This window comes from Variovorax humicola (assembly GCF_037889915.1).
GTDB lineage: Bacteria > Pseudomonadota > Gammaproteobacteria > Burkholderiales > Burkholderiaceae_C > Variovorax > Variovorax humicola.
In genome coordinates, this window is the sequence record NZ_JBBKZV010000005.1 from 1 (window position 1) to 20,922 (window position 20,922).

Annotated in this window: 18 protein-coding genes and 3 pseudogenes; 5 read left to right on the forward strand and 16 right to left on the reverse strand. The window is 64.0% G+C overall.

Features of this window, described 5'->3' with window-relative positions:
• Positions 1–192: 192 nt before the first annotated feature.
• From WKW80_RS10540 to WKW80_RS10560, 5 genes and pseudogenes are all read right to left on the reverse strand, one after another.
• Positions 193–1,115 (reverse strand): annotated as a pseudogene (locus tag WKW80_RS10540) (aldehyde dehydrogenase family protein); the annotation flags it as partial.
• Positions 1,116–1,129: 14 nt separating this feature from the next.
• Entirely contained in the window at positions 1,130–1,855 is a 726-nt protein-coding gene (locus WKW80_RS10545; RefSeq protein ID WP_340363525.1) for a haloacid dehalogenase type II, read from the reverse strand.
• Between the two features lie 19 nt (positions 1,856–1,874).
• Entirely contained in the window at positions 1,875–3,239 is a 1,365-nt protein-coding gene (locus tag WKW80_RS10550) for an aminotransferase class III-fold pyridoxal phosphate-dependent enzyme (protein ID WP_340363526.1), read from the reverse strand.
• Between the two features lie 15 nt (positions 3,240–3,254).
• Positions 3,255–3,596, reverse strand: coding sequence for a tRNA-binding protein (locus tag WKW80_RS10555; protein ID WP_340363527.1), 342 nt, complete (start codon positions 3,594–3,596; stop codon positions 3,255–3,257).
• Positions 3,593–4,774 (reverse strand): FAD-binding oxidoreductase, encoded by a 1,182-nt coding sequence (locus WKW80_RS10560; RefSeq protein ID WP_340363528.1) that lies wholly within the window; start codon positions 4,772–4,774, stop codon positions 3,593–3,595. Before WKW80_RS10560 ends, WKW80_RS10555 begins: the two co-directional genes overlap by 4 nt.
• Before the next feature lie 359 nt (positions 4,775–5,133).
• On the opposite strand from WKW80_RS10560, the gene WKW80_RS10565 reads away from it, so the two are divergent.
• From WKW80_RS10565 to WKW80_RS10585, 5 genes and pseudogenes are all read left to right on the forward strand, one after another.
• Positions 5,134–6,720, forward strand: coding sequence for a PucR family transcriptional regulator (locus WKW80_RS10565; protein ID WP_340363529.1), 1,587 nt, complete (start codon positions 5,134–5,136; stop codon positions 6,718–6,720).
• A 30-nt stretch (positions 6,721–6,750) separates the two neighbouring features.
• Positions 6,751–7,620, forward strand: a pseudogene (locus tag WKW80_RS10570) (metal-dependent hydrolase family protein); the annotation flags it as partial.
• Between the two features lie 32 nt (positions 7,621–7,652).
• The gene (locus WKW80_RS10575; RefSeq protein WP_340363530.1) at positions 7,653–7,826 is read left to right on the forward strand and encodes an ATP-binding cassette domain-containing protein; all 174 of its coding nucleotides are present in this window, start codon (positions 7,653–7,655) and stop codon (positions 7,824–7,826) included.
• An 84-nt stretch (positions 7,827–7,910) separates the two neighbouring features.
• Positions 7,911–8,054 (forward strand): hypothetical protein, encoded by a 144-nt coding sequence (locus WKW80_RS10580; protein WP_340363531.1) that lies wholly within the window; start codon positions 7,911–7,913, stop codon positions 8,052–8,054.
• A 144-nt stretch (positions 8,055–8,198) separates the two neighbouring features.
• A pseudogene (locus WKW80_RS10585) lies at positions 8,199–8,363 on the forward strand (DDE-type integrase/transposase/recombinase); the annotation flags it as partial.
• Between the two features lie 19 nt (positions 8,364–8,382).
• Here WKW80_RS10585 and WKW80_RS10590 read toward each other — a convergent pair.
• The 11 genes from WKW80_RS10590 to WKW80_RS10640 form a co-directional block, all read right to left on the reverse strand.
• Positions 8,383–10,770: a penicillin-binding protein 1A gene (locus WKW80_RS10590; RefSeq protein WP_340363532.1), complete on the reverse strand. Its 2,388-nt coding sequence runs from the start codon at positions 10,768–10,770 to the stop codon at positions 8,383–8,385.
• 243 nt (positions 10,771–11,013) lie between these two features.
• Positions 11,014–11,781: a type 1 glutamine amidotransferase gene (locus WKW80_RS10595; protein ID WP_340363533.1), complete on the reverse strand. Its 768-nt coding sequence runs from the start codon at positions 11,779–11,781 to the stop codon at positions 11,014–11,016.
• Entirely contained in the window at positions 11,778–12,494 is a 717-nt protein-coding gene (locus WKW80_RS10600) for an ABC transporter ATP-binding protein (RefSeq protein ID WP_340363534.1), read from the reverse strand. The genes WKW80_RS10595 and WKW80_RS10600 overlap by 4 nt, the downstream gene beginning before the upstream one ends.
• Positions 12,487–13,245, reverse strand: a complete 759-nt coding sequence (locus WKW80_RS10605) for an ABC transporter ATP-binding protein (RefSeq protein ID WP_340363535.1) — start codon at positions 13,243–13,245, stop codon at positions 12,487–12,489. Before WKW80_RS10605 ends, WKW80_RS10600 begins: the two co-directional genes overlap by 8 nt.
• On the reverse strand, positions 13,242–14,204 hold the full coding sequence (locus WKW80_RS10610) for a branched-chain amino acid ABC transporter permease (RefSeq protein ID WP_340363536.1): 963 nt from the start codon (positions 14,202–14,204) through the stop codon (positions 13,242–13,244). Before WKW80_RS10610 ends, WKW80_RS10605 begins: the two co-directional genes overlap by 4 nt.
• Complete coding sequence (locus WKW80_RS10615; RefSeq protein WP_340363537.1) at positions 14,201–15,061, reverse strand: branched-chain amino acid ABC transporter permease; 861 nt, start codon at positions 15,059–15,061, stop codon at positions 14,201–14,203. Before WKW80_RS10615 ends, WKW80_RS10610 begins: the two co-directional genes overlap by 4 nt.
• 39 nt (positions 15,062–15,100) lie before the next feature.
• Positions 15,101–16,303, reverse strand: coding sequence for an ABC transporter substrate-binding protein (locus WKW80_RS10620; protein WP_340363538.1), 1,203 nt, complete (start codon positions 16,301–16,303; stop codon positions 15,101–15,103).
• 71 nt (positions 16,304–16,374) lie between these two features.
• Positions 16,375–17,634 carry an NAD(P)/FAD-dependent oxidoreductase gene (locus tag WKW80_RS10625; protein WP_340363539.1) on the reverse strand — a complete coding sequence of 420 codons (1,260 nt, stop codon included), beginning with the start codon at positions 17,632–17,634 and terminating at the stop codon, positions 16,375–16,377.
• A complete protein-coding gene (locus WKW80_RS10630; RefSeq protein WP_340363540.1) occupies positions 17,631–17,957 on the reverse strand; it encodes a 2Fe-2S iron-sulfur cluster-binding protein in 327 nt (108 codons plus the stop codon). The genes WKW80_RS10625 and WKW80_RS10630 overlap by 4 nt, the downstream gene beginning before the upstream one ends.
• Positions 17,958–17,965: 8 nt before the next feature.
• Entirely contained in the window at positions 17,966–19,405 is a 1,440-nt protein-coding gene (locus WKW80_RS10635; RefSeq protein ID WP_340363541.1) for a glutamine synthetase family protein, read from the reverse strand.
• A gap of 11 nt (positions 19,406–19,416) precedes the next feature.
• Positions 19,417–20,739: a Rieske 2Fe-2S domain-containing protein gene (locus WKW80_RS10640; RefSeq protein WP_340363542.1), complete on the reverse strand. Its 1,323-nt coding sequence runs from the start codon at positions 20,737–20,739 to the stop codon at positions 19,417–19,419.
• Between the last annotated feature and the right edge of the window lie 183 nt (positions 20,740–20,922).

A 20,922-nucleotide genomic window follows, 5' to 3' on the forward strand; every position in this document is an offset into this window, starting at 1 on the left:
GCGCCATTGCGCAACAGGGTCCAGATGGTGGTTTGTAGATGTGGCTTCAAGACGTTCAACCTGTGGGCTCCCTCGGGAATCGAGAGAGCAAGTAAACGTCCTGCCGGCCAGGCTCCGATCTACGACGACGCCGAAATCAGCGCCTCAAACACCGGTGGCCAGGTGGAGCAGTTTGAGTGGCCATCGGGGGTCAGCGAACCGATCGTAAATTCCCGCCTGAACGTAGATGCGATTGGCACACACGCAAGTCTGGCCGCTGCTGCGGAACTTGCTTGCCATCACGCCTGCAATTGCGGTGTCAAGGTTCGCATCATCGAAAATGATGACGGGCGCGTTGCCGCCGAGTTCAAGGCTGACACGCTTGACGGTATCCGCACATTGACGCAACAGCTTCTTGCCCACCGCCGTTGAACCCGTGAAGGTCAGCTTGCGGACGATCGGGTTGCCGCTGAGCTCCGCACCGATGCCTTCGGGTGCGCCTGTCACGATGTTCAGGACGCCTTTGGGAAATCCTGCGCGTTCGCCGAGCTCGGCCAGCGCCAGCGCGGAGTAGGGCGTCAGGTCGGAGGGCTTCACGACGACCGTGCAACCGGCAGCCAGCGCGGGCGCCAGCTTGCGCGTGATCATCGCGTTCGGAAAATTCCAAGGCGTGATAGCGGCACACACGCCCACGGGCATCTTGCGAACGAATATCCGTCTATTCGCCTGCGGCGCCGGAATCGTTTCGCCGTATGAACGCACTCCCTCTGCCGCAAACCACTGAACGAAAGATGCTCCGTACAGGATTTCGCCCCTGGACTCGCTCTACGGCTTGCCCTGCTCAAGGGTCATGAGCAACGCGAGGTCATCGGCATGCTCGAGCATCAGGTCATGCCATTTCATCAGCAACGAGGCCCGGTCCTGTGCTGTCAGGAATCGCCACGCAGGGAGTGCTGCGGCCGCGGCCTCGATGGCCTCGCGGGTGTCAACACCGTCGCAAGAGGGACGGTGCCAATGCGCTCGCCGGTGGCAGGATTCACGACTTCCAGCGTCGCTCCCGAACGCGCATCGCGCCACTGACCGGCGAAGTACGCGCTCTGACGCAAGAGCGCGGGGTCCCTGAGTTGCATTTGCATGGCGTTGCGATCCCTCAGGCGGCGGCTTCGGCCTGATGGGCTCTGGCCATGGCGATCATGCTATCGAAGGTGAAGTCGAGCTTTGGCGTGCCGGGAGGAGGCATGGTGGCCCCCCAACCCTTGTTGGCGTGACGGCGATCGATCCACGCCGAGGCGAGGCCAAATTCGTTCGCAGGCGCGTGGTCGTGAAAGAGGCTCTGCGCGGTGTGCAGGATGTCCTTCCTGGTCAGACCGAAATCCGCTTCCAGGCGCTTGAGCATGTACTCGAAATTGCGCGGGCTTGGCTTGTACGAGCCGATGTCCTGGGCGGTGTAGATTGCGTCGAACACGACCTGCAGCCGGGCATTGCTCGAGCGGAACGAGAGGCGATCGACATTCGACAGGATCACCAGCTTGTAGTGCTGCTTCAGGTACTTGAGCGCTTCGACGCTGTCGGCGAACTCGGGCCAGTCCGGCACGGAAGCGCCGAAGACGTTGGCTTCCTCATCGGTCACATCGACATCCCATTCCGTGGCCAGGCGCTTGTAGACCATGGAGAGAAGCTGCGAATACACCATCGCAGGTGTCTCGGCTTCCTGCGCCGCTTCGTGCTGGGCATAGTTTTCAAGCACTTCGTCGCGGGTCTTGCCGGCGGCGCCTTTGGTGCGCAACGGCTCAAGTGCGTTGTAGATGCCGGTTTCCCAATCAATCAGGGTGCCGTAGCAGTCGAATGTCAGTACTTTGAAGTCAGAGAGTCTCATGGTTGTCCTCGTTGTGTGATCAGGAAAAAACGTGAGAGATGGAGGCGCGTACGCGATCGACCAGAACGTCGATGTCTGCCTCCGTGTAATTGAGAGAAGGCGCGAAGCCCAGGATGTCGTCGTTGAAGGCGCGAAACACGAGCCCGTTTTCGAAAGCGTGTTCCAGAACGCGTTGGCCCATGCGAAGGGTGGCGTCGGGCTTGGCCTTGGTCTTCTTGTCGGCCACGAGTTCGACTGCGGCCAGCATGCCGCGGATACGGACTTCGCCAACACATGGAAGTTCTTCGAGTTCTTTCAGCTTCGCTTCGAAGTGCTGGCCAACTCGCTCGCCGTTCGTCAGCAGGCCACCGTCCGTGTAGAGGTCCAGAACGGCATTTGCGATGGCGGCGCTGACCGGGTGCCCCCCGTAAGTCTGACCATGACCGAATGCCGTGCCGTCACAGCCACCTTCGGCAATGCCCTGGTACAGCTCTTCGGAGATCAGCGTCGCACTCATGGGGGCGTAGCCTGCCGTCAAGCCCTTGGCCAGCGTCAGTACGTCAGGCCTCACGCCCTCGGCGGCGCACGCGAACATGGGACCGGTTCGCCCGAAGCCGGTGATGACCTCGTCGACGATCAGAAGGATGCCCAGCGTGTCACATGTCTTTCGCATCGCGGCCAGGAAGCCCTTGGGCGGGATGATCACGCCGCCCGAGCCCTGGATCGGTTCGCAGATGAACGCGGCGACGTTGTCGGCTCCCAGTTCCGCGACCTTGCTTTCCAGGGCCCGAACCGTGCTGGCGAGCACGGCCGCGTCGTCCGGCCCGTCCGCATGGCGGTACGGATTGGGCGAGGGGATGTGGTGTTGTTGCGGGCTCGGGACGTCGAAGTAGCGGTGGAACAGGGGCAGCGCTGTCAAGCCGCTGCCGGCTGCCGAGCTCCCGTGGTAGCCGCGTTGCAGGCCGATGAAGTGTTTCTTGTCGGGCCGGCCGGTCGCGTTGAAGAAGTAGCGCACGCAGCGGATCGCCGTGTCGACTGCGTCCGAGCCGCCCTGCCCAAACAGCACCCGCGTCAGGCCCTTCGGCGCGTGTGATACCAGTCGACCGGCCAGACGAATCGCAGGCTCGCTCGCGAAGTGGAAGTAGCCAGTGGCGTAGGGGAGCTTGCGCATCTGGGCCTGGGCTGCTTCGATGACCGACTGCTGCCCATAGCCCACGTTCACGCACCACAGGCCGGAGAACGCGTCCTGGACACGATGGCCGTTGACGTCGGTCAGGTGGATGCCATCGGCGGAATCCCAGATGGTCGCGCCGCGTCTTTCATGCTGCTGTAGGGCCACGACAGGATGCAGCCAATGACAGCGATCGATCTCGGTCAGTTCGGCGACGGTATTTGGAATGCTCATGGAAGATCCTTTGAGTTAGAAGATTTCGCAGCCGGGTGAAACGCCTTGCTCCGGGATCAACAGCACCGGTACACCGGAGTCACTGCGTGCGCCCAGCACCAGAACCTGCGATTCGAAGCCTCCGATGCGGATCGAGCCGAGATTCATTGCACAGACGACGTCGCGACCGATCAGCTCCGCGGTATAAAAGTCGGTGTACTGGCCGCTCGATGTGCGCTCGCCGAGGTCACCGAAGGAGATGCGCAACTTGAAGGCTGGCGCGCGCGCCTTGGCATTCAGCTGGGCGTCGACGATGCGGCCGATTCGTAGCTCGAGCCGCTCGAAGGCTGACGAGTCGATGGATTTTGAGGACGTCATGATTTCAGCGCCTCGACGCATTCCAGGCGCGGGAGAAACTTGCCGGGATTCATGAGATTCTTGGGATCGAATGCTTGCTTCAGGCGCCAGGCCATTTCGAGTTCGACGCGCGATTTCACGTGCAGGAGCTCATCTCGCTTCGCGACACCAACACCATGCTCTGCCGAGATCGAGCCGTTCATGGCCATCGCGATCGCATCGACGGAAGTCGTGATGGCCGTACTTGTTCGCTGGAGATAGTCGGCTGCCGACTCGAACACCGGGCGCAAGGGGTTGAAGTGCACATTGCCATCGCCTACATGTCCGTAGATGACCATGCGGGAGTCGGGCGCGATCTTGAGCACACTCGCGCAAGCCTCCTCGATGAATGCGGGAATCTTCGACAGCGGGACGGAGATGTCGCACCGCACGCTGCCACCAGCGCGTGTCTGCGCGTCAGAGATTTCTTCGCGTATGCGCCAGAACGCCATTGCGTGGGCCTCGGCTGCAGCGACAGCCGCATCGAGAATCGACCCGTCCTCCAGGCCTTCCTGCATCACTTCATGGAAGTCGTTCTCCAGGTCCTCCGGGGTCCGGCTCGATGCCAGTTCGACCAGGACGTACCAGGGCGCACGCAAAGACAACGGGGAGCGCGCAGTGGCGAGGTGCGCGAGTACGAGATCCAGCGCTGTCGAAGAAATCAGTTCGAAGGCGGCAACGTCCTGGCCGACACGCTGGCGAAGCAACGTGAAGAATGCGAGTGCCGAGTCGGGGGACCTGAAGCCCAGGAAAGCGGTGGTGACGGAACGTGGCTTTGGAAAGAGCTTCAGAACAGCCGCGGTGACGATTCCGAGCGTGCCTTCGCCGCCGATGAAGAGGTGCTTGAGGTCGTATCCCGTGTTGTCCTTGCGCAGCGCCCGCAGTCCGTCCCACACGTCGCCGTCGGGAAGCACCACTTCCACGCCCAGCACCAGGTCGCGCATGTTGCCGTAGCGCACGACCGTGGTGCCGCCGGCATTTGTCGACGGGTTCCCGCCAATCTGGCAGCTACCCTGCGATCCGATCTGCAGCGGGAAGACCCGGCCTTCGGCTCGAGCCTGCTCGCGCGCTTGCAGCAAGGTGTCACCGGCTTCCACGATCATGGTGTCATTGACGGCGTCCATCGAGCGCACTCGGTTCAAGCGCGTGAGGCTCAGCACGATCGCGTCGCCAGCATCACACGGGACGGCGCCGCCCAGCAGAGAAGTGTTGCCGCCCTAGGGAACCATCGGCAAGTCGTGCGTGTGGCAGTAGGCCACCACACCGCTGACTTCGGCGTTGGTCGCAGGCCGCACGACGGCCATCGCACGCCCGCGATACACGCCGCGATAGTCGGTCGTGTATTGCAGCGTGCTCTCTGCGCCGTGAAGGCAGTTGGAGGCGCGACGATGGCCGCCAGTTCTTGGCTGTGGGTTGCAGGCATGGGCGCTAATTTAGGACGCACCGGCTGCCTGGTATATGTACGTTACGCAGGACTTGATGGCATCATTTTCGTATCTACCCTATGAATAGCTTTTGAATGACGCTCAACGAGGCGCTCGCGCTCGTACCGCTCGATTCCGCAAGGGTTGTCGCGGGCGCCACCCATCTCGATCGGGAAGTCACATGGGTACAGGTTGTTGATCACCCGGACATCGAGGCCTGGGTCGAGCGTGGCCACCTGCTGCTGAGCACCGGCTTCAACTGGCCAAAGACCGGCGCCACCGCCGCGCATCTCGTTGAAAAGCTTGCTGCCAAAGGCGCGGCGGGCGTTGTATTGGCAGTTCCCCACTACGTCGAGCACTTCCCGCAAGAAAGCATCGAAGCGGCCGAGCGCTGCGGGCTGGCTCTGATCGAGGTGCCTTGGGAGATCCCCTTCAGGGCGATCACGCAGGTCGCACACCGGGAGATCATCGACAGCCAGGGGCGGGCCCTGGCGCGCTCCGAGCAGATCCACCGGCAGCTCACGGAAGCAGCGGTGGCCGGTGATGGCCTGCAGGACGTCGCGGTCGTCCTGGGCGGTGTCCTGTCGCGCTGCGTGCAGATCTATTCGACTGAAGGGGTCAGGCTGGCCGATTTTGTTGTGCCTGAAATTGGCCTGGCCAGCCCATCCTTTTTGTCGGGCGCTCTCGTAGCGCTCGAAGCAGTGGGCGGGCTCAAGGCGATGGATGCGCAAACGCGTGCGATCCGCTGGCAGCCGCGTCCGTCGCGACTGGCCACCAAGGCGCAAAGCATCGTCGGCTGTGCCATACGCAGCCGCACCGAGCGGCTGGGCTATGTGCTGGTTGCGGAGGGCGCCCCCCCGCTCAACGAGATCGACCTTCGCGCTGTAGAACACGCGGGAACCGTCGCGGCGTTGCAGATCTCGCATCAGCGCCAGATGGCCGCGCAAGAGGCTCGCCTGGGGTACGCGCTCGTGGCATCCCTGATCGAGGGTCGTTTCGACGAGAAACCCGGGAGTCTCGAGCGCGCTCGCCTTGCGGGCTGGGATGAAAACGCCCAGTACCGCCTGGCGGCCGTACTCATGGACGAGCCCAATCCACTATCGAGCGAAGGCTTTGCCCGGCGTGAGGTCATCGCAAACAAGGTGCGCCGGGCAATGAAGCTGAAGGGTACGCCCGCGTTGATCAGTATGTCTGCCAACCAGGTCCACTCCTTGGTCCCTGGCAGCGTCCCTGTGGAATGGCTTTGGGCCGAGTTGGCGGCAGGCCGGGCAGCCATGGGCGTGAGCGAAGTGCACAAGGGCGTCGAGGGCATGAAGCTCGCAGGACGGGAAGTGGCCGATCTGATGGAGCATGTGCGTCCAGGAAGAATTCACCATTTCAGCGAGGCCGTGTTTCCCCGGGTGCTTGCCGGTGATCCGGCGGCGCAAAAGATTTTCCTGGATCGCCTGTTCGGCGCCATCGGTAGCGACAAGCGTGGAGAGCACCTGATCGAGACGGCCATCGCGCTGGCGGACGAAGGCTTCAATCTCCAGCGCGCTTCGCAGCGGATTGACATTCACATCAGCACGCTGCGCTATCGGCTCGCGAAGCTTGCGGAGGTGACAGGACTGGCGCTGGACACGGTCGAGGGCCGCTTCCAGCTCCAACTGGGCGTGAGGCTCTACGTCGCCAAACTCGACTGAGTCGGGTCGGCTGGCCCGCCCGGCTGATTCCGGCTGATCCCTAGCCCGCGAGCAGTCGCTTCACCAGATCCGCGTAGCGACCAGCTCGAGGCTTGCAGCTGTTCGTTTCGCATTGGCAACATCGGTCGGGTCGTGGATGGCGTTGACGAGGTCAGGCGTGCCGCTCGCGATGAGCTGACCCAGGGAGCGACGCAGATCAAGGTGATGGCGAGTGGCGGTGTCACCTCGCCAAACGATCCGATCGGCAACACCGGGTACTCCATGGACGAACTCAGGGCGATCGTCGCGGAAGCCGAGGCCTGGCAGACCTACTTGATGGCCCACGCCTACGCGCCACGGGCGATTCGCCGCGCGGTCGAGGCGGGCGTCCGTACCATCGAGCACGGGAACCTGGTGGATGAGCCGACAGCCCGGTTGCTCAAGGACTCGGGCGTGTTCGTGGTGCCGACGTTGATCACCTTCGACATGCTGTCCCTCGAGGGTGTGCAGCTGGGCCTGCCGCCGGAATCCGTCGCAAAGGTCGATGACGTTCGCCTCGTCGGGCGCGAAGCCATTGCCATGCTGCATCGTGTTGGCGTGAAGATGGGCTACGGCAGCGACCTGCTCGGGGAATCGCATCGCCACCAGAGCGAAGAGCTCCGTGTTCGAGCGGAGATCGTCGGCAACCTGGAGGCACTGCGCAGTGCCACGACCGTCTCCGCCGAGATCGTCCAGCACGCCGGCCGGCTCGGTGTCGTGAAGCCAGGCGCGATCGCCGACTGGCTGGTCGTCAAGGGCAATCCGCTGAAGGACGTTGGCGTGCTGACCGGCCAAGGCGAAGGTCTTGCGGCGATCATGAAGGAAGGCCGCTTCTTCAAGAACGAGATGGCAGCGCGCACCAGTGCCGCACTGGCAGGCTGACATGGACACGCTGCTCGAAGTCTCGGACGTGCGTGCCACCTTTCGGCGGGCTGCATGCACTCGATGGCGCCAGCTTCGCCGTCGCACGAGGAAAGACGACCGGTCTGATCGGCCCCAACGGCGCCGGCAAGACGACCCTCTTCAATGCGATCACCGGGTTGCTGCCCCAAGCCACTGGACGCATCTCCTTCAACGGCGTGATGTGATCCTCGGGCAGCGCGCATTCGTCTCGCGATCAGGCTTCGTTCAGGACGGCGTTTTTCGATTTCGAGCTTCTCGAGTCGATGGGATTGCACGTCGCGCTCAACGTGCCGGTCGTCGAGCAAGAGCGAACAGTTCGCACGCTCAACTTCCTGCGTGCGGCGCCAGCTTTCAATGCCCGCGAGCAAACCTCCATCGAAGCTTCCTTGGCCGCCTATGCTTTGCGCAGGTGAACATGTTTTGGCAGGCGGCGGACACCTGAGCGGATACGTCAATCGCCACGTGAGCGCTACCGTGCCAGCATCCGGCTCGATGAGGATGGTGTCGAGTTCGGCCGATAAGTCCTCGCGTTGTCCGCGCCGGGGGAAAGATAAATCTGGAGCATGGACTTTGTCGCAGACAACCTGTCCGACGGAAGGAGGCTGCGCATGTTGACCGTAGTCGATCTGTTCGCTCGCGAATGCCTGGCCATCGATGTGGGTCAAAGCCTCAAGGCAGAAGACGTGGTGCGCACGCTGGACGTCATCGCCCGAGGCGAGCCGGCCCAAGCCCTCCCTGTTTTTAGTTGCGGAACATGTCAAGAATCCGGCTGCGTTCGTCCGAAAACGACTCAGGCCTGGTTGTCGGGGCCGCCTCGGCTGGCGTGGGTGCGGACATCCCCCCGGGGTAGCCGAGCCCGGTGCCCGGCGCGTAGTCATCGTAGTACCACTCGCCGCCGACATGGACCACCCGGTCGGGCGCCTGAAGCTCAGCCACGGGCACACCCTTGATCGCGGTCTCCATGTAGCTGATCCAGATCGGCAGGCTCAGGCTGCTACCCGTCTCTTTGTCTCCCAGACTTCGAGGCGCGTCGTACCCCATCCATGCGATCGCGGTCATCGTCGGTTGGAAGCCTGCGAACCAGGTATCGATCGAGTCGTTGGTGGTTCCCGTCTTGCCGTAGATGTCGTCGCGCTTGAACGCCTGATACGCCTTCGCGCCGGTACCGCCCCTGACCACGCTTTGCAGCAGCGTGTCCATGATGAAGGCATTGCGCTCCGGAATGGCGCGCATCGTTTCGCTGAGCGGTCGTGGCTGCGGCTCGACCAATATCTTGTCCTTGTGGTCCGTGATGCGCGTGATCAGGTAAGGGTTGACGCGATAGCCGCCATTGGCAAACACCGAGTAGGCCGTTGCCATTTGCATTGGCGTGACCGCACCGGCGCCTATCGCCATGGGCAGATAGGCCGGATGCTTCTCGCGGTCGAAGCCGAAATTCGTGATCCAGTCCTGCGCATAGCGGATACCGATCGATTGAGCGACGCGAAGCGTGACCATGTTGATGGACTTCATGAGCGCCGTGCGAAGCGGTACCGGTCCGGAAAAGGTGCCTCCGTAGTTCTTCGGCGCCCATGGTTGCCCGCCTGTCGTGGCTGCATCGAAGTAGAGCGGGGCATCATTGACCACGGAGGCTGGCGTGAATCCCTTTTCCAGGGCTGCTGAATAAATGAACGGCTTGAAACTCGAGCCTGGCTGACGCCACGCCTGCGTGACATGATTGAACTTGTTCTTGTTGAAATCGAAGCCGCCCACCATCGCCTTGATGGCGCCGTCACGCGGATCCATCGCGACGAACGCTCCCTCGACCTCGGGTAGCTGGGCAATTCCCCACAAGTCTTTCGGCGTCTTCGCAAGGCGGACTATCGCCCCACGACGGATCTTGATGTCGCGCGGAGCCTTGTCCGCCAATCCCGACTGGACAGTCCGCAGCCCGTCTCCGATGACGTGCAAGGTCTCGCCGTTCGCACGGACGGCCGTGACCTCTTTGGCACTGGCTGCGAGCACTACCGCAGCAATCAGGTCACCGTAGTCGGGGTGCTCTGCAAGCGCGTCGTCGATCGCGTCCGCGCGTTCTTTCGGATCGTCAGGCAGCGCCACGAATCCTTCAGGTCCACGGTAGGTCTGGCTTCGCTCGTAACCCATGATTCCGTCGCGCAATGCCTTGTAGGCGGCCGATTGGTCGACCGCAGAGATCGAGGTGTAGACCTTGAGTCCGCGGGCGTAGGTGGCGTCGCCATACTGCGCGTAGATCAGCTGGCGCACAGCTTCGGCTACGTATTCGGCGTGCAGCCGGGCGGGGCCTGGAGGGTCGCGCAGACGAAGCTCCTCTTGCCTGGCCTGCGCCGCCTGCTCAGGCGTGATGAAACCGTTCTCCTGCATTCGGTCGATCACATACAGCTGGCGTTCTCTTGCCCGTGCGGAATTGTTGACCGGGTTGTTGGCACCGGGCGCTTTGGGCAAACCAGCCAGCATCGCGGCTTGTGCGATCGAGATGTCCTTGAGCGGCCTACCGAAATAGGCCTCCGAGGCCGCGGCGAAGCCGTACGCCCGCTTGCCCAGGAAGACTTGATTCAGATAGATCTCGAAGATCTGATCCTTGGAGAGGAGTTGCTCCAGCTTGAATGTGAGCAGGACCTCGTAGACCTTGCGGGTAACCGTTTTCTCCGAAGTCAAATACGCGTTGCGTGCCACCTGCATCGTGATGGTCGAGGCGCCTTGGCTCTTTACTCGGTTCAGATTTGCGTAGCCGGCGCGCACCATGCTTTTGAAGTCGACCCCATTGTGGTCATAAAAGCGCGCGTCCTCGGCGGCCAGCACGGCGTCCTTCATCAGCTTGGGAATTGTCGAGATCGGCGTGAATTCGCGGCGCTCTTCGCCAAATTCGCCAATCAGAATGCCTTCTGAGGAAAATACCCGCAGCGGCAGTTTCGGTCGATAGTCCTGAAGATCGGATATGTTCGGCAGGTTCGGATATGCGACCACGAGTGCAGTCAAGACGACGAATGACAAGCCCAGCGCCCCGGCCAAGGCGAGCCCTGTGAACCAGAACACCACGCGCAGGAGCCAGGATCGCCAAGATCTTGAAACTGGCTTGTCGGCGTGCTCCGAAAAATGCGATCGGTCGGCCATGACAGCATGCAAAAAGGCTCGGTTGCCAAGTGTCGCCGAAATGCCACTGGCCGCATATCCCGAGCAAAACGGACAATGACAAGACGTTCCACTGCGTTTTTTCCGCTTTTCGGCGTTGCTTGGTCCTGACCCTCGCCCATAGACCTCATCGACGAACGCAATATCCCGACGGCCGCCGATTCCGCCATTCGACCACGCCTGGTCGAAGCGCTGGACGGCGTGATTCCTTCACGGTTCGCTGCGTCAGCGGCAACGAGAGGTCCAGCGGGTGTACAGCCGCAGCAGCGGGAGGTGCATGCTTTGCGTGCGACGGGAGAGGTCCAGCAGAACGTCCTCGTAGCGGCTCGCAGCCGGGTTCGCCAATGCGTTCTCGCGGGCCAGTTGGTGGCCGTTTCGCTCGACGGAAAGATGCACCAGCGCCGGCGTCATTTCGAGATGAGACTGCACCAGCAGATGCAGGTCCCTGACGACGAAGGCCTGGTTGCGGCAATGCGCGCCGTGGGCCAGACGAACGGCGCCGGCGGGCGGCTCGAAGGTGTCCGCATGCCACTGGAAGGTTTGCAAATCCTGCCCCGCATGGGCGCCCCACCATTCATCGGCCGTCTGCGACGTTTCGGTGGTGATCCCGCACCAGCCGATTTCCGGCTGGCTGTGCCGGCGGACTTCGCCGCCCAGCGCAAGGGCGAGCAGCTGACTGCCCAGGCAATGGCCGGCGACCGGGATGCCGTGGCGGTCGGCATCCCGGATCAGCGCCAGTTCCTGCGCGATCCACGGCCACGAATCGTGCGCGCTCATGGAGCCGCCCATGAACACGAGCCCGCCAAACGCCGACGCATCGGAAGGCACCTCCTGGCCGTCGACGACGCGGACCACGCGTGCCTCGCGGCCGAGCGCCTCCAGCACGTCGATCACCGCGCCGGGGGCACCGACCTCCGTGTGCTGGAACACCGCGATCGGCTTGAATGTTGCGGGTGCATCGGTCCGCGGCGCAGACGAGTTGAGCCCGTTCATGCCGACACCGCGATGCCGACGCCAAGCAATTTGTCGAGCAGCGCCGCGTCGTTGGCGAGCGCATGGCTGGAGCCTGCGTGCACCACCGTGCCGCGTTCCAGCACGATGGCCTGGTGGGTCATCTCGAGGGCCAGTACCGGGTGCTGCTCGACCACGATCGATGGCAGCCCTTCGCGCTCGCAAAGCCGCCGGATCGACACGGCGAGTTCCTCGACGATGATCGGCGCCAGGCCTTCCATCGGCTCGTCGAGCAGCAGCAACTTCGGGTTGGTCATCAAGGCACGGCCAATCGCGAGCATCTGCTGTTCGCCGCCGGACAACTGGTTGCCGAAGTTGCCCCGCCGTTCCTTCAGCCTCGGAAAGAATTCGTAGACGCGCTGGAGGTTCCACCGACCCGGTCGCGCGACCACCGTGAGGTTTTCCGCGACGGTCAGCGATGGAAAGACTTCGCGTTCCTGCGGCACCCATCCCAGTCCCGCGCGCACGCGCCAATGGGCCGGCCAGCGGGTGATGTCCTCGCCGCACCAGCGGATGGCGCCGCGCATCACGCGCGTGTTGCCCATCAGCGTTTCGAGCAGCGTGGTCTTGCCGACGCCGTTGCGGCCAAGGACGGCAAGGCTCTGGCCCTGCTTCAACGAAAAGCCCAGGCGGTCGAGCACCACGGCATTGCCATAGCCCGCGATGACCTGGTCGAACACGAGCATCTCAGACATGGCTTGCTCCTGCATGGCCCAGGTACACCTCGCGCACGCGCGGGTCGACGCCGATCTCGGCGGGGGTTCCCTCGGTCAGGATCTGGCCGGCCACCAGTACCGAGATGCGTTTGGAGAAACGGAAGACGAGTTTCATGTCGTGCTCGATGAAGAGGATGCTGATGTCCTGCGGGAGTTCGGCGATGGCTTCGAACAACTCGCCGCTCTCGTCCTCGGGCACGCCGGCGGCCGGTTCGTCGAGCAGCAGGATGCGTGGGCGCGCGGCCATCGCCAGCGCGATCTCCAGCAGGCGCTGCTTGCCGTAGGCGAGTTCGGCCACCGGCACGTCCGCCAGCGCGTCCAGCTTGAGGCGGCCGAGCAGGGTGTGCGCTTCGTCGAAGAGCGCCTTGTTGCGCGTCAGCGGTCGCCACCAGACCGCGCCAAGCCCTTCGCGTTCGCTGATCGCCAGCACGACGGACAGCAGGGGCGTCAGGCTCGGGAACAGCGTATTGATCTGGAAGGTGCGCGCCAGGCCCATGCGGGCGCGCTTGTGGGCCGACAGCGACGTGAGTTCGCGGTCGCCCATGTGGATGGTGCCGCGGGTCGGCATGAACACGCCGGTCAGCAGGTTGATCAACGTGGTCTTGCCGGCGCCGTTGGGGCCGATCAAGGCCTGGCGTGCGCCGGGCTCCAGCGTCAGGTTGACATCGTTGACCGCGCGGAAGGCGCCGAAGGAGATGCCCAACCCATGGGTGCGAAGGGTGTTCGTCATGACGGCTTCCCGACCTTGACGAGCCGCGACAGCGCACCCATGACCCCGCCCCGTCCCAGCATGACGGCGCCGATCAGGAAAGTGCCGAGCCAGAACATCCAGAACTCCGGATTGAGGTCGGCAAACCAGTCGTGCACGAGCATGTAGACAATCGCGCCAATCAGGCCGCCATAGAGCCGGCCGGTGCCGCCGAGCACGAGGATGATCATTACCTCGGCTGACCGGTTGAAGCCGATCGACTCGATGCCGACGAACTGCGTGGTCTGCGCGAGCAGGGCGCCTGCCACGCCTGCCACGCCGGCCGACAGCGCATACGCCAGACGCAGTCGTGCATCGACCGGCGAGCCGATCGCCAGCATGCGCTTGCGGCTGTCGTGAATGCCGCGCAGCGTGAGCCCGAACGGCGAGCGCAACGCCAACCGCACCGCGAGGAACAGCACCAGCACCACACCATAGGTGTAGGCAAAGGCCGTCCGGCCGAACAGGTCGAAGTCGAACAGGCCGAGCACCGGCGCGATCGCCACGCCTTGCAGGCCATCCGAACCACCAGTGATCGATGCGAGCCGGTTGGAAAGTTCAGCCAGCAGCACGCAGACGCCCAGGGTGATCATCAGCCGCGTGAGGTCCGCGCCCCGAACGATCAGGTAGCTCAGCACATAGCCAAGTGCCGCGCAGACGATCAGTGCGAGCAGCAGTCCGCTGAAAGGCTCGGTCCATCCGTGCTTGCCGAGCAGCCCGGCGACATAGGCGCCGGTGCCGAAGAAGGCCGCATGGCCCACCGTGATGATGCCGGCGTAGCCGAGCGCCATGTCGAGCGACACGGCAAACAGCCCGAAGATCATGATCTGGCTCATCAGCGTGAGCTTGTCGGGCAGCAGGAAGTAGGTGGCGCCCAGGGCCAGCCAGAAGGCGATTTCGGCCGCGCGAAGGCGGGCCGGCGTGATGGGAACGGGTTTCATGCGAGCCCCTTGCGTGGAATGATCCCGTTCGGCCGCACCAGCAGCAGGGCGATCATGGCGACATAGATGAGGAAGGCGCCGGCCTCCGGCAGGTAGTACTTGCCGGCCACGTCGATGACGCCGATCAGCAGCGCCGCGATGAAGGGCCCGGCAATGGTTCCGGCCCCGCCGGTGCACACGACGATGAGGAAGTACACGAGGTACTTGAGCGGAAAGGACGGCTCGAGTCCCAGCATGCCCAGGCTCAGCGCACCGCCCAGGCCGGCGAGGCCGCAGCCCAGCGAGAAGGTCAGGAAGAAGAGACGTTGCACATGGATGCCGGTGCCGCCTGCCACGCGCTGGTTGTCGACGGCTGCGCGCACCATCGCGCCGTAGCGGGTCTTGCCGAGCACCAGCAGAAGGCAGGCCAGTACGGCAACGCCGCAGCCGATCAGGAAGAGGCGATACCGGCCGACTTCAAGGCCCAGCAGCGAGATGCGCCCCTCCAGCCACGCAGGCAGTTGGAACGGCTGGATGGTCGGGCCGAAGAAGTACGTGAAGACCGCCACCGAGACGAACACGATGCCGATCGACAGCAGGACCTGGTCGAGCGCATGCGCGCGATACAGCCGCCGGTAGAAGAAGAACTCCAACACGCCGCCGACCAATGCCGCCGAGACGAAAGCCGCTGCCAGCGACGGGAGGAAGCCGATGCCGAAGTGATTCATCAGCCAGCTCGCGGCGTAGCCCCCGACCATCGCGAAGCTTCCATGCGCGAGGTTGACGAAGTTCATGAGACCCATCGTGATCGACAGGCCGACCCCGATCAGAAAGAGGAGCATGCCGTAGGCCACTCCGTCGAAGAGGATGACTTGCATGTGCAGGCCCGGTTCATTGATTGGCGCGCAACGCTCGCATCAGTTGGCTTCCTTGGCCGGGTCCTTGACGCGTTCAAACTTGTCGAACTCGACGTTCACGATCTGTCCCTTGGCCCGTTCGGCCTTGCGGATGTAGACCGTCTGCACGATGTCGCGCGTGACGGGATCGATCTCGACCGGCCCGCGCGGGCTCTCGAAGCTGAGGCCCTTGAGCGCGGTCATGACCTTGTCGCCCGACACGTCGCCCTGGGTCTTTGCAAGCGCCAGATCAATGGCTTGCATGGCGTCGTAGGCTGTGACGGCGAAGTAGCTCGGTCGCAGCGTCGGGCCGAACTTGGCCGCAAAATCCTTCACGAACTTCTGGTTCTTCGGCGATGGATGCGCATACGAATAGTGGTGGCTGGTGATCAGCCCCAGCGCGACGTCGCCAGTGGCTTCGAGATAGCTGTCGTCGGTGGCGTCGCCGGTGGCGAACAGCTTGATGCCGGCTTCGTCCATGCCGCGCTCCTTCCAGACCTTGAGAAAGGCAGGCGGCATGACGCCGGAGGGAAAGAAGAAGAACACCGACTGCGGCTTCGCGTCCTTGATGCGCTGCACGTAGGCCGAGAAGTCCGGGTTGCTCATGGGTGTGCGAACAGAGCCGGAAACCTTGCCTCCGCCGGCGGTGAAGGCCTTCTTGAAGGCGGTCTCGGCATCGACGCCGGCGGCGTAGTCGGCAACGACCGTGTAGGCATCGTTGATGTTCTGCTTCAACATCCAGCGGGCCATCGGTTCGGTCACCTGCTGCACCGTGAACGAGAGGCGTGCGATGTAGGGCGAGCTGGTGGTGATGCCCGACGAAGCGGCGTTCATGACCAGCGTCGGAACCTTCGCTTGCGTCGCAATCGCGCTGACCGCGTAGGCGTTGGGACTGAAGTCCACGCCGGTGAGGATGCCGACCTTGTCGCGCACCACGAGCTCCTGCGCCATGCGCTTGGCCAGGTCGGGTGCGGGGCCGCCGGTGTCTTTCTTGATGACCTCTACCGTCCGCCCGGCGATCTTGCCGCCGTGCTCCTGCAGGTAGAGCGCGACGCCGGCGTCGAACTGACGACCGTAGTCGGCGTAGGGGCCAGAATAGGTCGCGATCAGGCCGATGCGCAACGGCTCGTCGGCGGCTTGTGCAGCGGTCGCGGCGCTTGTGGCGGCCAATGCGACCAGGCAGGTCAGTGTGTGGGCGGCAAGCCCTCGTTTCGTGGTGATCATCGTGGATGCTCCAAAGGGGGAAGCCGGACGGCCGGCAGGCTCGGTCAAAGGGTTCGAAGAGGGCAGCGGATTTACGCGGCCGCGGGATCAAGGGCTGTAATTGCCACTTTCCGGAGGTCGAAGGATTCGTCGGCGAGCTGGTCTGCGCTCAGGCGCACACCGGCACCGATGAGCTTGCGACTCTGGATGTGATCGGACGGCTTGTTGACCGAGTGCGCAGCCACAAGCACGCCGTCGCGCAGATAGAAGCAGCTGAAGCGGTCGCCCGCCATGTCGCCGCGCAGCACCGCGTGATCGCCCGGCTGCGGCAGCCCGGCCATCTGGAACTTGAGGTTGAACTGGTCGCTCCAGAACCAGGGCACCGCGGTGCACGGCTGCTCGTGTCCGATCAGCAGCGATGCAGCTGCCTTGGCACCGTCATTGGCGGCCTGGATGGATTCAAGGCGCGCTCGTGCCGGCTCCCCGGGTGCTGGTGGCCTTGCCATGTTGGCGACATCGCCCACCGCCAGCACTTGCGGCGCAGAGCTTCGGCCCAGCATGTCGACGACGATGCCGTTGTCGACGGTCAGCCCGGCGTCCCGCGCAAGTTCCACGTTGGGCAGTACGCCAATGCCGAAGACGACCAGGTCGCAGTCGACGCGGGCGCCGTCGTCCAGTTCCACTGCCGCGACGCGGCCCTGCAAGCCATGCAGCGCGCGCACGCCGCGGCCCGTCAGGACCTCGGTGCCACGCGAGCGGTGCGCGCCTTCGATGTAGTCGGACATGCGCAACGGGAAGGCGCGCATCAGCAAGCGCCGTTGCGCTTCGATGACAGTGACCGCGATGCCCCGCGCACGTAGCGCCGAGGCGACTTCGAGGCCGATGAATCCGCCGCCGATGATGCAGGCGCGTTGGCACCGGTCCGCGGCCTGGGCGACGTTCAGCGCATCGTCGAGCGTGCGCAGATTGAACACGCCTTCGAGGTCCACGCCGGGCAACGTGACGGGCCGGCAGCGGGCACCTACGGCCAGCGCGAACCAGCCGTAGTCCAGCGTGCTGCCATCGTCGAGTGCAACACGACGGGCATGGAGGTCCAATGCGTTGGCCCGGCGCCCGAGCATCAATTCGATCCCGTTCTCCTCATAGAACCCGGCGCCTCGCAATGGCAGTTGATCCAGCGTCGTCTTGCCGGTCAGCACGCCCTTGGAGAGCGGCGGACGCTGGTAGGGCAGGTGGGCTTCATCGCCGATGAGGATGATGCGTTCGGCAAAGCCGAGTTCGCGTGCGGTGGCGGCGAGCTGGACGCCGGCATAAGAGGCGCCGGCGATCACCAGCGGATTGGCGTTCGTCATACGCTTTGCGCCTCTGGCACGTGCACCACCAGGCCGTCGAGGTCGGCGGTCACCGTGAGCTGGCAGCTCAGGCGGCTGCCTGGCAGACGCTCGGACGCGACGCCGTCCAGCAATTCGTTCTCCATCTCGTCTGGTGGTGGCAGGCGCTCGAAGAAGGCGTCGTCGACATACACATGGCAGGTCGCGCAGGAGCACGAGCCGCCGCATTCGGCATCGATGCCGCGGACGTTGCCGCGCACCGCGTTCTCCATGACGCTGGTGCCGAGCCGGGCGTCGACGCTGCGGCGGCTGCCGTCCTTCAGGATGTAGTTGATCGTGGGCATGGCGCACCTCAGAACATGTCGAAGTACTCGCGGTGTTCCCACTCGCTGACTTCGAGGTTGAAACGTGCGATCTCTGCTTCCTTCATCTGGCAGAGGTAGTCGACGAAGGTCTTTCCGATCTGCTCGTTGAGCATCTCGTCGCGGCGCAGGCATTCGAGTGCGTCGCCGAGCGAGCGCGGCAGGTTTTCAGCCGGTGTCTCGTAGGGCGCATCGGCCGACGGCCCCGGGTCCGTCCTACAGCGCATGCCGTCAAGGCCCGCATAGAGCTGCGACGCAAGGTACAGGTAGGGATTGGCGGTCGGCTCGCCGACGCGGTTCTCGATGCGCGTCGCGTTCTGGCCCACGCCACCCAGCACCCGCAACATGGCGCCGCGGTTGTCGCGCGCCCAGATCGCGCGATCCGGCGCGAGCGAGAAAGGTCGGTAGCGCCGGTAGCCGTTGATGGTCGGGCTGGCGAGTGCTGCCGCGCCGCACGCGTGCTCCTTCAAGCCGCCGAGGTAGTGCATCCCGATGGCGCTCAGGTCCTGGCCGGCAACGTCGGGCATGAAGGCGTTGATGCCGTCGCTGCGGCGACGCAGCGACTGGTGCAGATGCCAGCCACTCGACATCACGTTCGGGATGCGCGGCCGGCACATGAAGGTCGCGTGGTAGCCGGCGCGCTGGCAGATCTGCTTGATGGCGCTGCGCAGCACCACCATCGTGTCGGCGGGCAGCACGCCGGCCGTCGGCCCGAAAGTCAATTCAAACTGGCTGGGGCCGTATTCGACCTCGAGCGACCGCAATGGCAGTTCGAGCGCGATGAGGTTCGAGCGGATCAGCTCCATCACCGCTTCGACGCGGTCATAGCGCAATTCGGTCAGGTACTGGTGCCCATGCGACAGCAGCGACACACGCGGCGGCTCGCCCGGCTGGCCCGAATCGGCAAGGGCCATGCGCTCGTCCTCGAGCTTGAACACGTGGAACTCGACTTCGAGCCCGGCGATGAAGTCCAGGCCCAGTTCACCCAGCTGGCCGACCGCGCGTTGCAGGATCTGGCGCGTGGCATAGGGGCAGGGCTTGCCATCAGACATGTACGCATCGCACAGTACCCAGCCCGTGCGCGGCGACCAGGGCAGCACCTTGAAGGTCGCGGGATCGGCCACGACAGTGAAATCGGCGCCGCCCTGGAAGCCCTCGATGGCGAACCCGCCACCACGTTCGAACACCGGAAACACCGTCTTGTGAGAGGTGTCCTTGGCCAGCAAGGTGGACGTCAGGTTGACGCCGTCCCACAGCGCGGCGCGCGCTTCGCTCGCCACCAGGGTCTTTCCGCGCAGCAGGCCGTGCTGGTCGGGCCAGGCGAAGCGCACGACGTCGATGCCGCCGGCATCGATGCGGCGAACCAGTTCGCAGGCCTGCGCCAATTGGTCATCGGACCAGAGACCGTAGCGTTCGACGAATGAGGTCATGGCGTCCGTCCTCAAGCCGCCAGCCGGGCAGAGGCCCAGTCGGATTTCAGGCGGCGTTCGCGATCGGCGCTCTGCCAGTAGCCATCGGTATCGGCCGTGGCGCCGATGCCGTCGATCGATGGCGGCCCGGTGAGCGTGCGGGCCTGTGCGTCGTCGATCAGCATCGGCGCGCTTTCGCCGGCCCGCGTGCTTTCGATCGCCTTCACCAGCATCCGGCGGTAGGCGATGATTCCCTTGTCGGTGCTGCCGAGGTGTTCGCGCGTGCGGTCCTGGATCGGCCCTTGTGACTCGATGGCCCACTGGTCGTGGACGTTGATGTCCTCGCCCATGCCGGTGTAGGTTTCGGTCAACTGCTCGTCGACGCTGAACCCGTAGTTGTTGCTCTTGTTCTTGCGCGAGGTGTAGTCGGGAAGTTCGTAGAGCTTGAGGCGCTGTTCGCGCATCTGCTGCTTGTCCACCGGGCCGGTGAAGCTGGTGAAGATGGCGTACCAATAGCAGTGCGTGTCGTCCACCGGCACGTGCCATTGCGAGATCGTCATCTCGGCGCTCATCGGGATCACGAAGGCCTGCGGGAACACCATGTTGGTCACGCGCACGTGCGTGCTGGTGTCGGAGAGCTTGCGCAGTGCGGTCAGACGCATGCCGTACTCGGTCGGCTCGACGCTGATCTCGGGGCGGTCGTATTCGCGCAGCACCTTGGTGATCGGCATGTCGGAATCGGCTGAGGCGCCGCGGAACTGCTTGCCGTAGCTGGCCGATGTGTCCTCGTCCTCGAAGAACCGATGCAGGTAGGACGCATGGGCCGGGTCGAGGCCGACCTCGAGCGCCTGCAACCAGTTGCATTCGAACAAGCCCTTGAAGGCGAAGGTGTGCGACTCGGGGGCGACGAAGCAGTCGAAGTCCGGGAAGGCCGGCGGCTCGCCTTCGCCGATGTAGGCGAACACGGTGCCGGCGCGTTCGACGACCGGATAGGCACCTTGCCGGATCCGGCTGCACAGCTTGCTTTGCGCCGGCTCCGCGGGGGTCTCGAGGCAGCTGCCCTTGGCGTCGAACAGCCAGCCGTGGAAGGCGCAGCGCAGGCCGCCATGCTCGAGGCGGCCGAAGGCCAGGTCGGCGCCGCGGTGCGGGCAGTCGCGGTCGAGCAGGCCCAGCTTGCCGCTCTCATCGCGGAACAGCACGAAATGCTGGCCCATGAGCTGGACCGGCCGCACCGGGCGCGGGCCCTCCAGGTCGACACTGAGGGCGATGGGTTGCCAATAACGGCGAAGCAGCTTTCCGGCAGGGGTGCCGGGCTCAACACGGCAGAGGAAGTCGTTTTGTTCGGCGCTGATCATGGGGAGTCCTTCTTGAGGGGCAGTTGGGTTTGTGATTGCATGCAATGGTATGCATTATTGAAAACGACGCAGCGATCGTCAACAGAAGACGCCCGTTCATCTGCAAAAGACGCGGGTAAACACCTATAAAAACGATGCATTTCGCTGTCTTGATCGCAAATTCACATCGTCATTGCATGCAAT

Coding starts and splice junctions, on each gene's coding strand:
- WKW80_RS10635 (WP_340363541.1), bottom strand. CDS start 19,405: ATGACCTCATTCGTCGAACGCTACGGTCTCTGGTCCGATGACCAATTG.
- WKW80_RS10630 (WP_340363540.1), bottom strand. CDS start 17,957: ATGCCCACGATCAACTACATCCTGAAGGACGGCAGCCGCCGCAGCGTC.
- WKW80_RS10545 (WP_340363525.1), bottom strand. CDS start 1,855: ATGAGACTCTCTGACTTCAAAGTACTGACATTCGACTGCTACGGCACC.
- WKW80_RS10640 (WP_340363542.1), bottom strand. CDS start 20,739: ATGATCAGCGCCGAACAAAACGACTTCCTCTGCCGTGTTGAGCCCGGC.
- WKW80_RS10625 (WP_340363539.1), bottom strand. CDS start 17,634: ATGACGAACGCCAATCCGCTGGTGATCGCCGGCGCCTCTTATGCCGGC.
- WKW80_RS10600 (WP_340363534.1), bottom strand. CDS start 12,494: ATGTCTGAGATGCTCGTGTTCGACCAGGTCATCGCGGGCTATGGCAAT.
- WKW80_RS10605 (WP_340363535.1), bottom strand. CDS start 13,245: ATGACGAACACCCTTCGCACCCATGGGTTGGGCATCTCCTTCGGCGCC.
- WKW80_RS10565 (WP_340363529.1), top strand. CDS start 5,134: ATGACGCTCAACGAGGCGCTCGCGCTCGTACCGCTCGATTCCGCAAGG.
- WKW80_RS10615 (WP_340363537.1), bottom strand. CDS start 15,061: ATGCAAGTCATCCTCTTCGACGGAGTGGCCTACGGCATGCTCCTCTTT.
- WKW80_RS10620 (WP_340363538.1), bottom strand. CDS start 16,303: ATGATCACCACGAAACGAGGGCTTGCCGCCCACACACTGACCTGCCTG.
- WKW80_RS10590 (WP_340363532.1), bottom strand. CDS start 10,770: ATGGCCGACCGATCGCATTTTTCGGAGCACGCCGACAAGCCAGTTTCA.
- WKW80_RS10555 (WP_340363527.1), bottom strand. CDS start 3,596: ATGACGTCCTCAAAATCCATCGACTCGTCAGCCTTCGAGCGGCTCGAG.
- WKW80_RS10550 (WP_340363526.1), bottom strand. CDS start 3,239: ATGAGCATTCCAAATACCGTCGCCGAACTGACCGAGATCGATCGCTGT.
- WKW80_RS10595 (WP_340363533.1), bottom strand. CDS start 11,781: ATGAACGGGCTCAACTCGTCTGCGCCGCGGACCGATGCACCCGCAACA.
- WKW80_RS10610 (WP_340363536.1), bottom strand. CDS start 14,204: ATGAAACCCGTTCCCATCACGCCGGCCCGCCTTCGCGCGGCCGAAATC.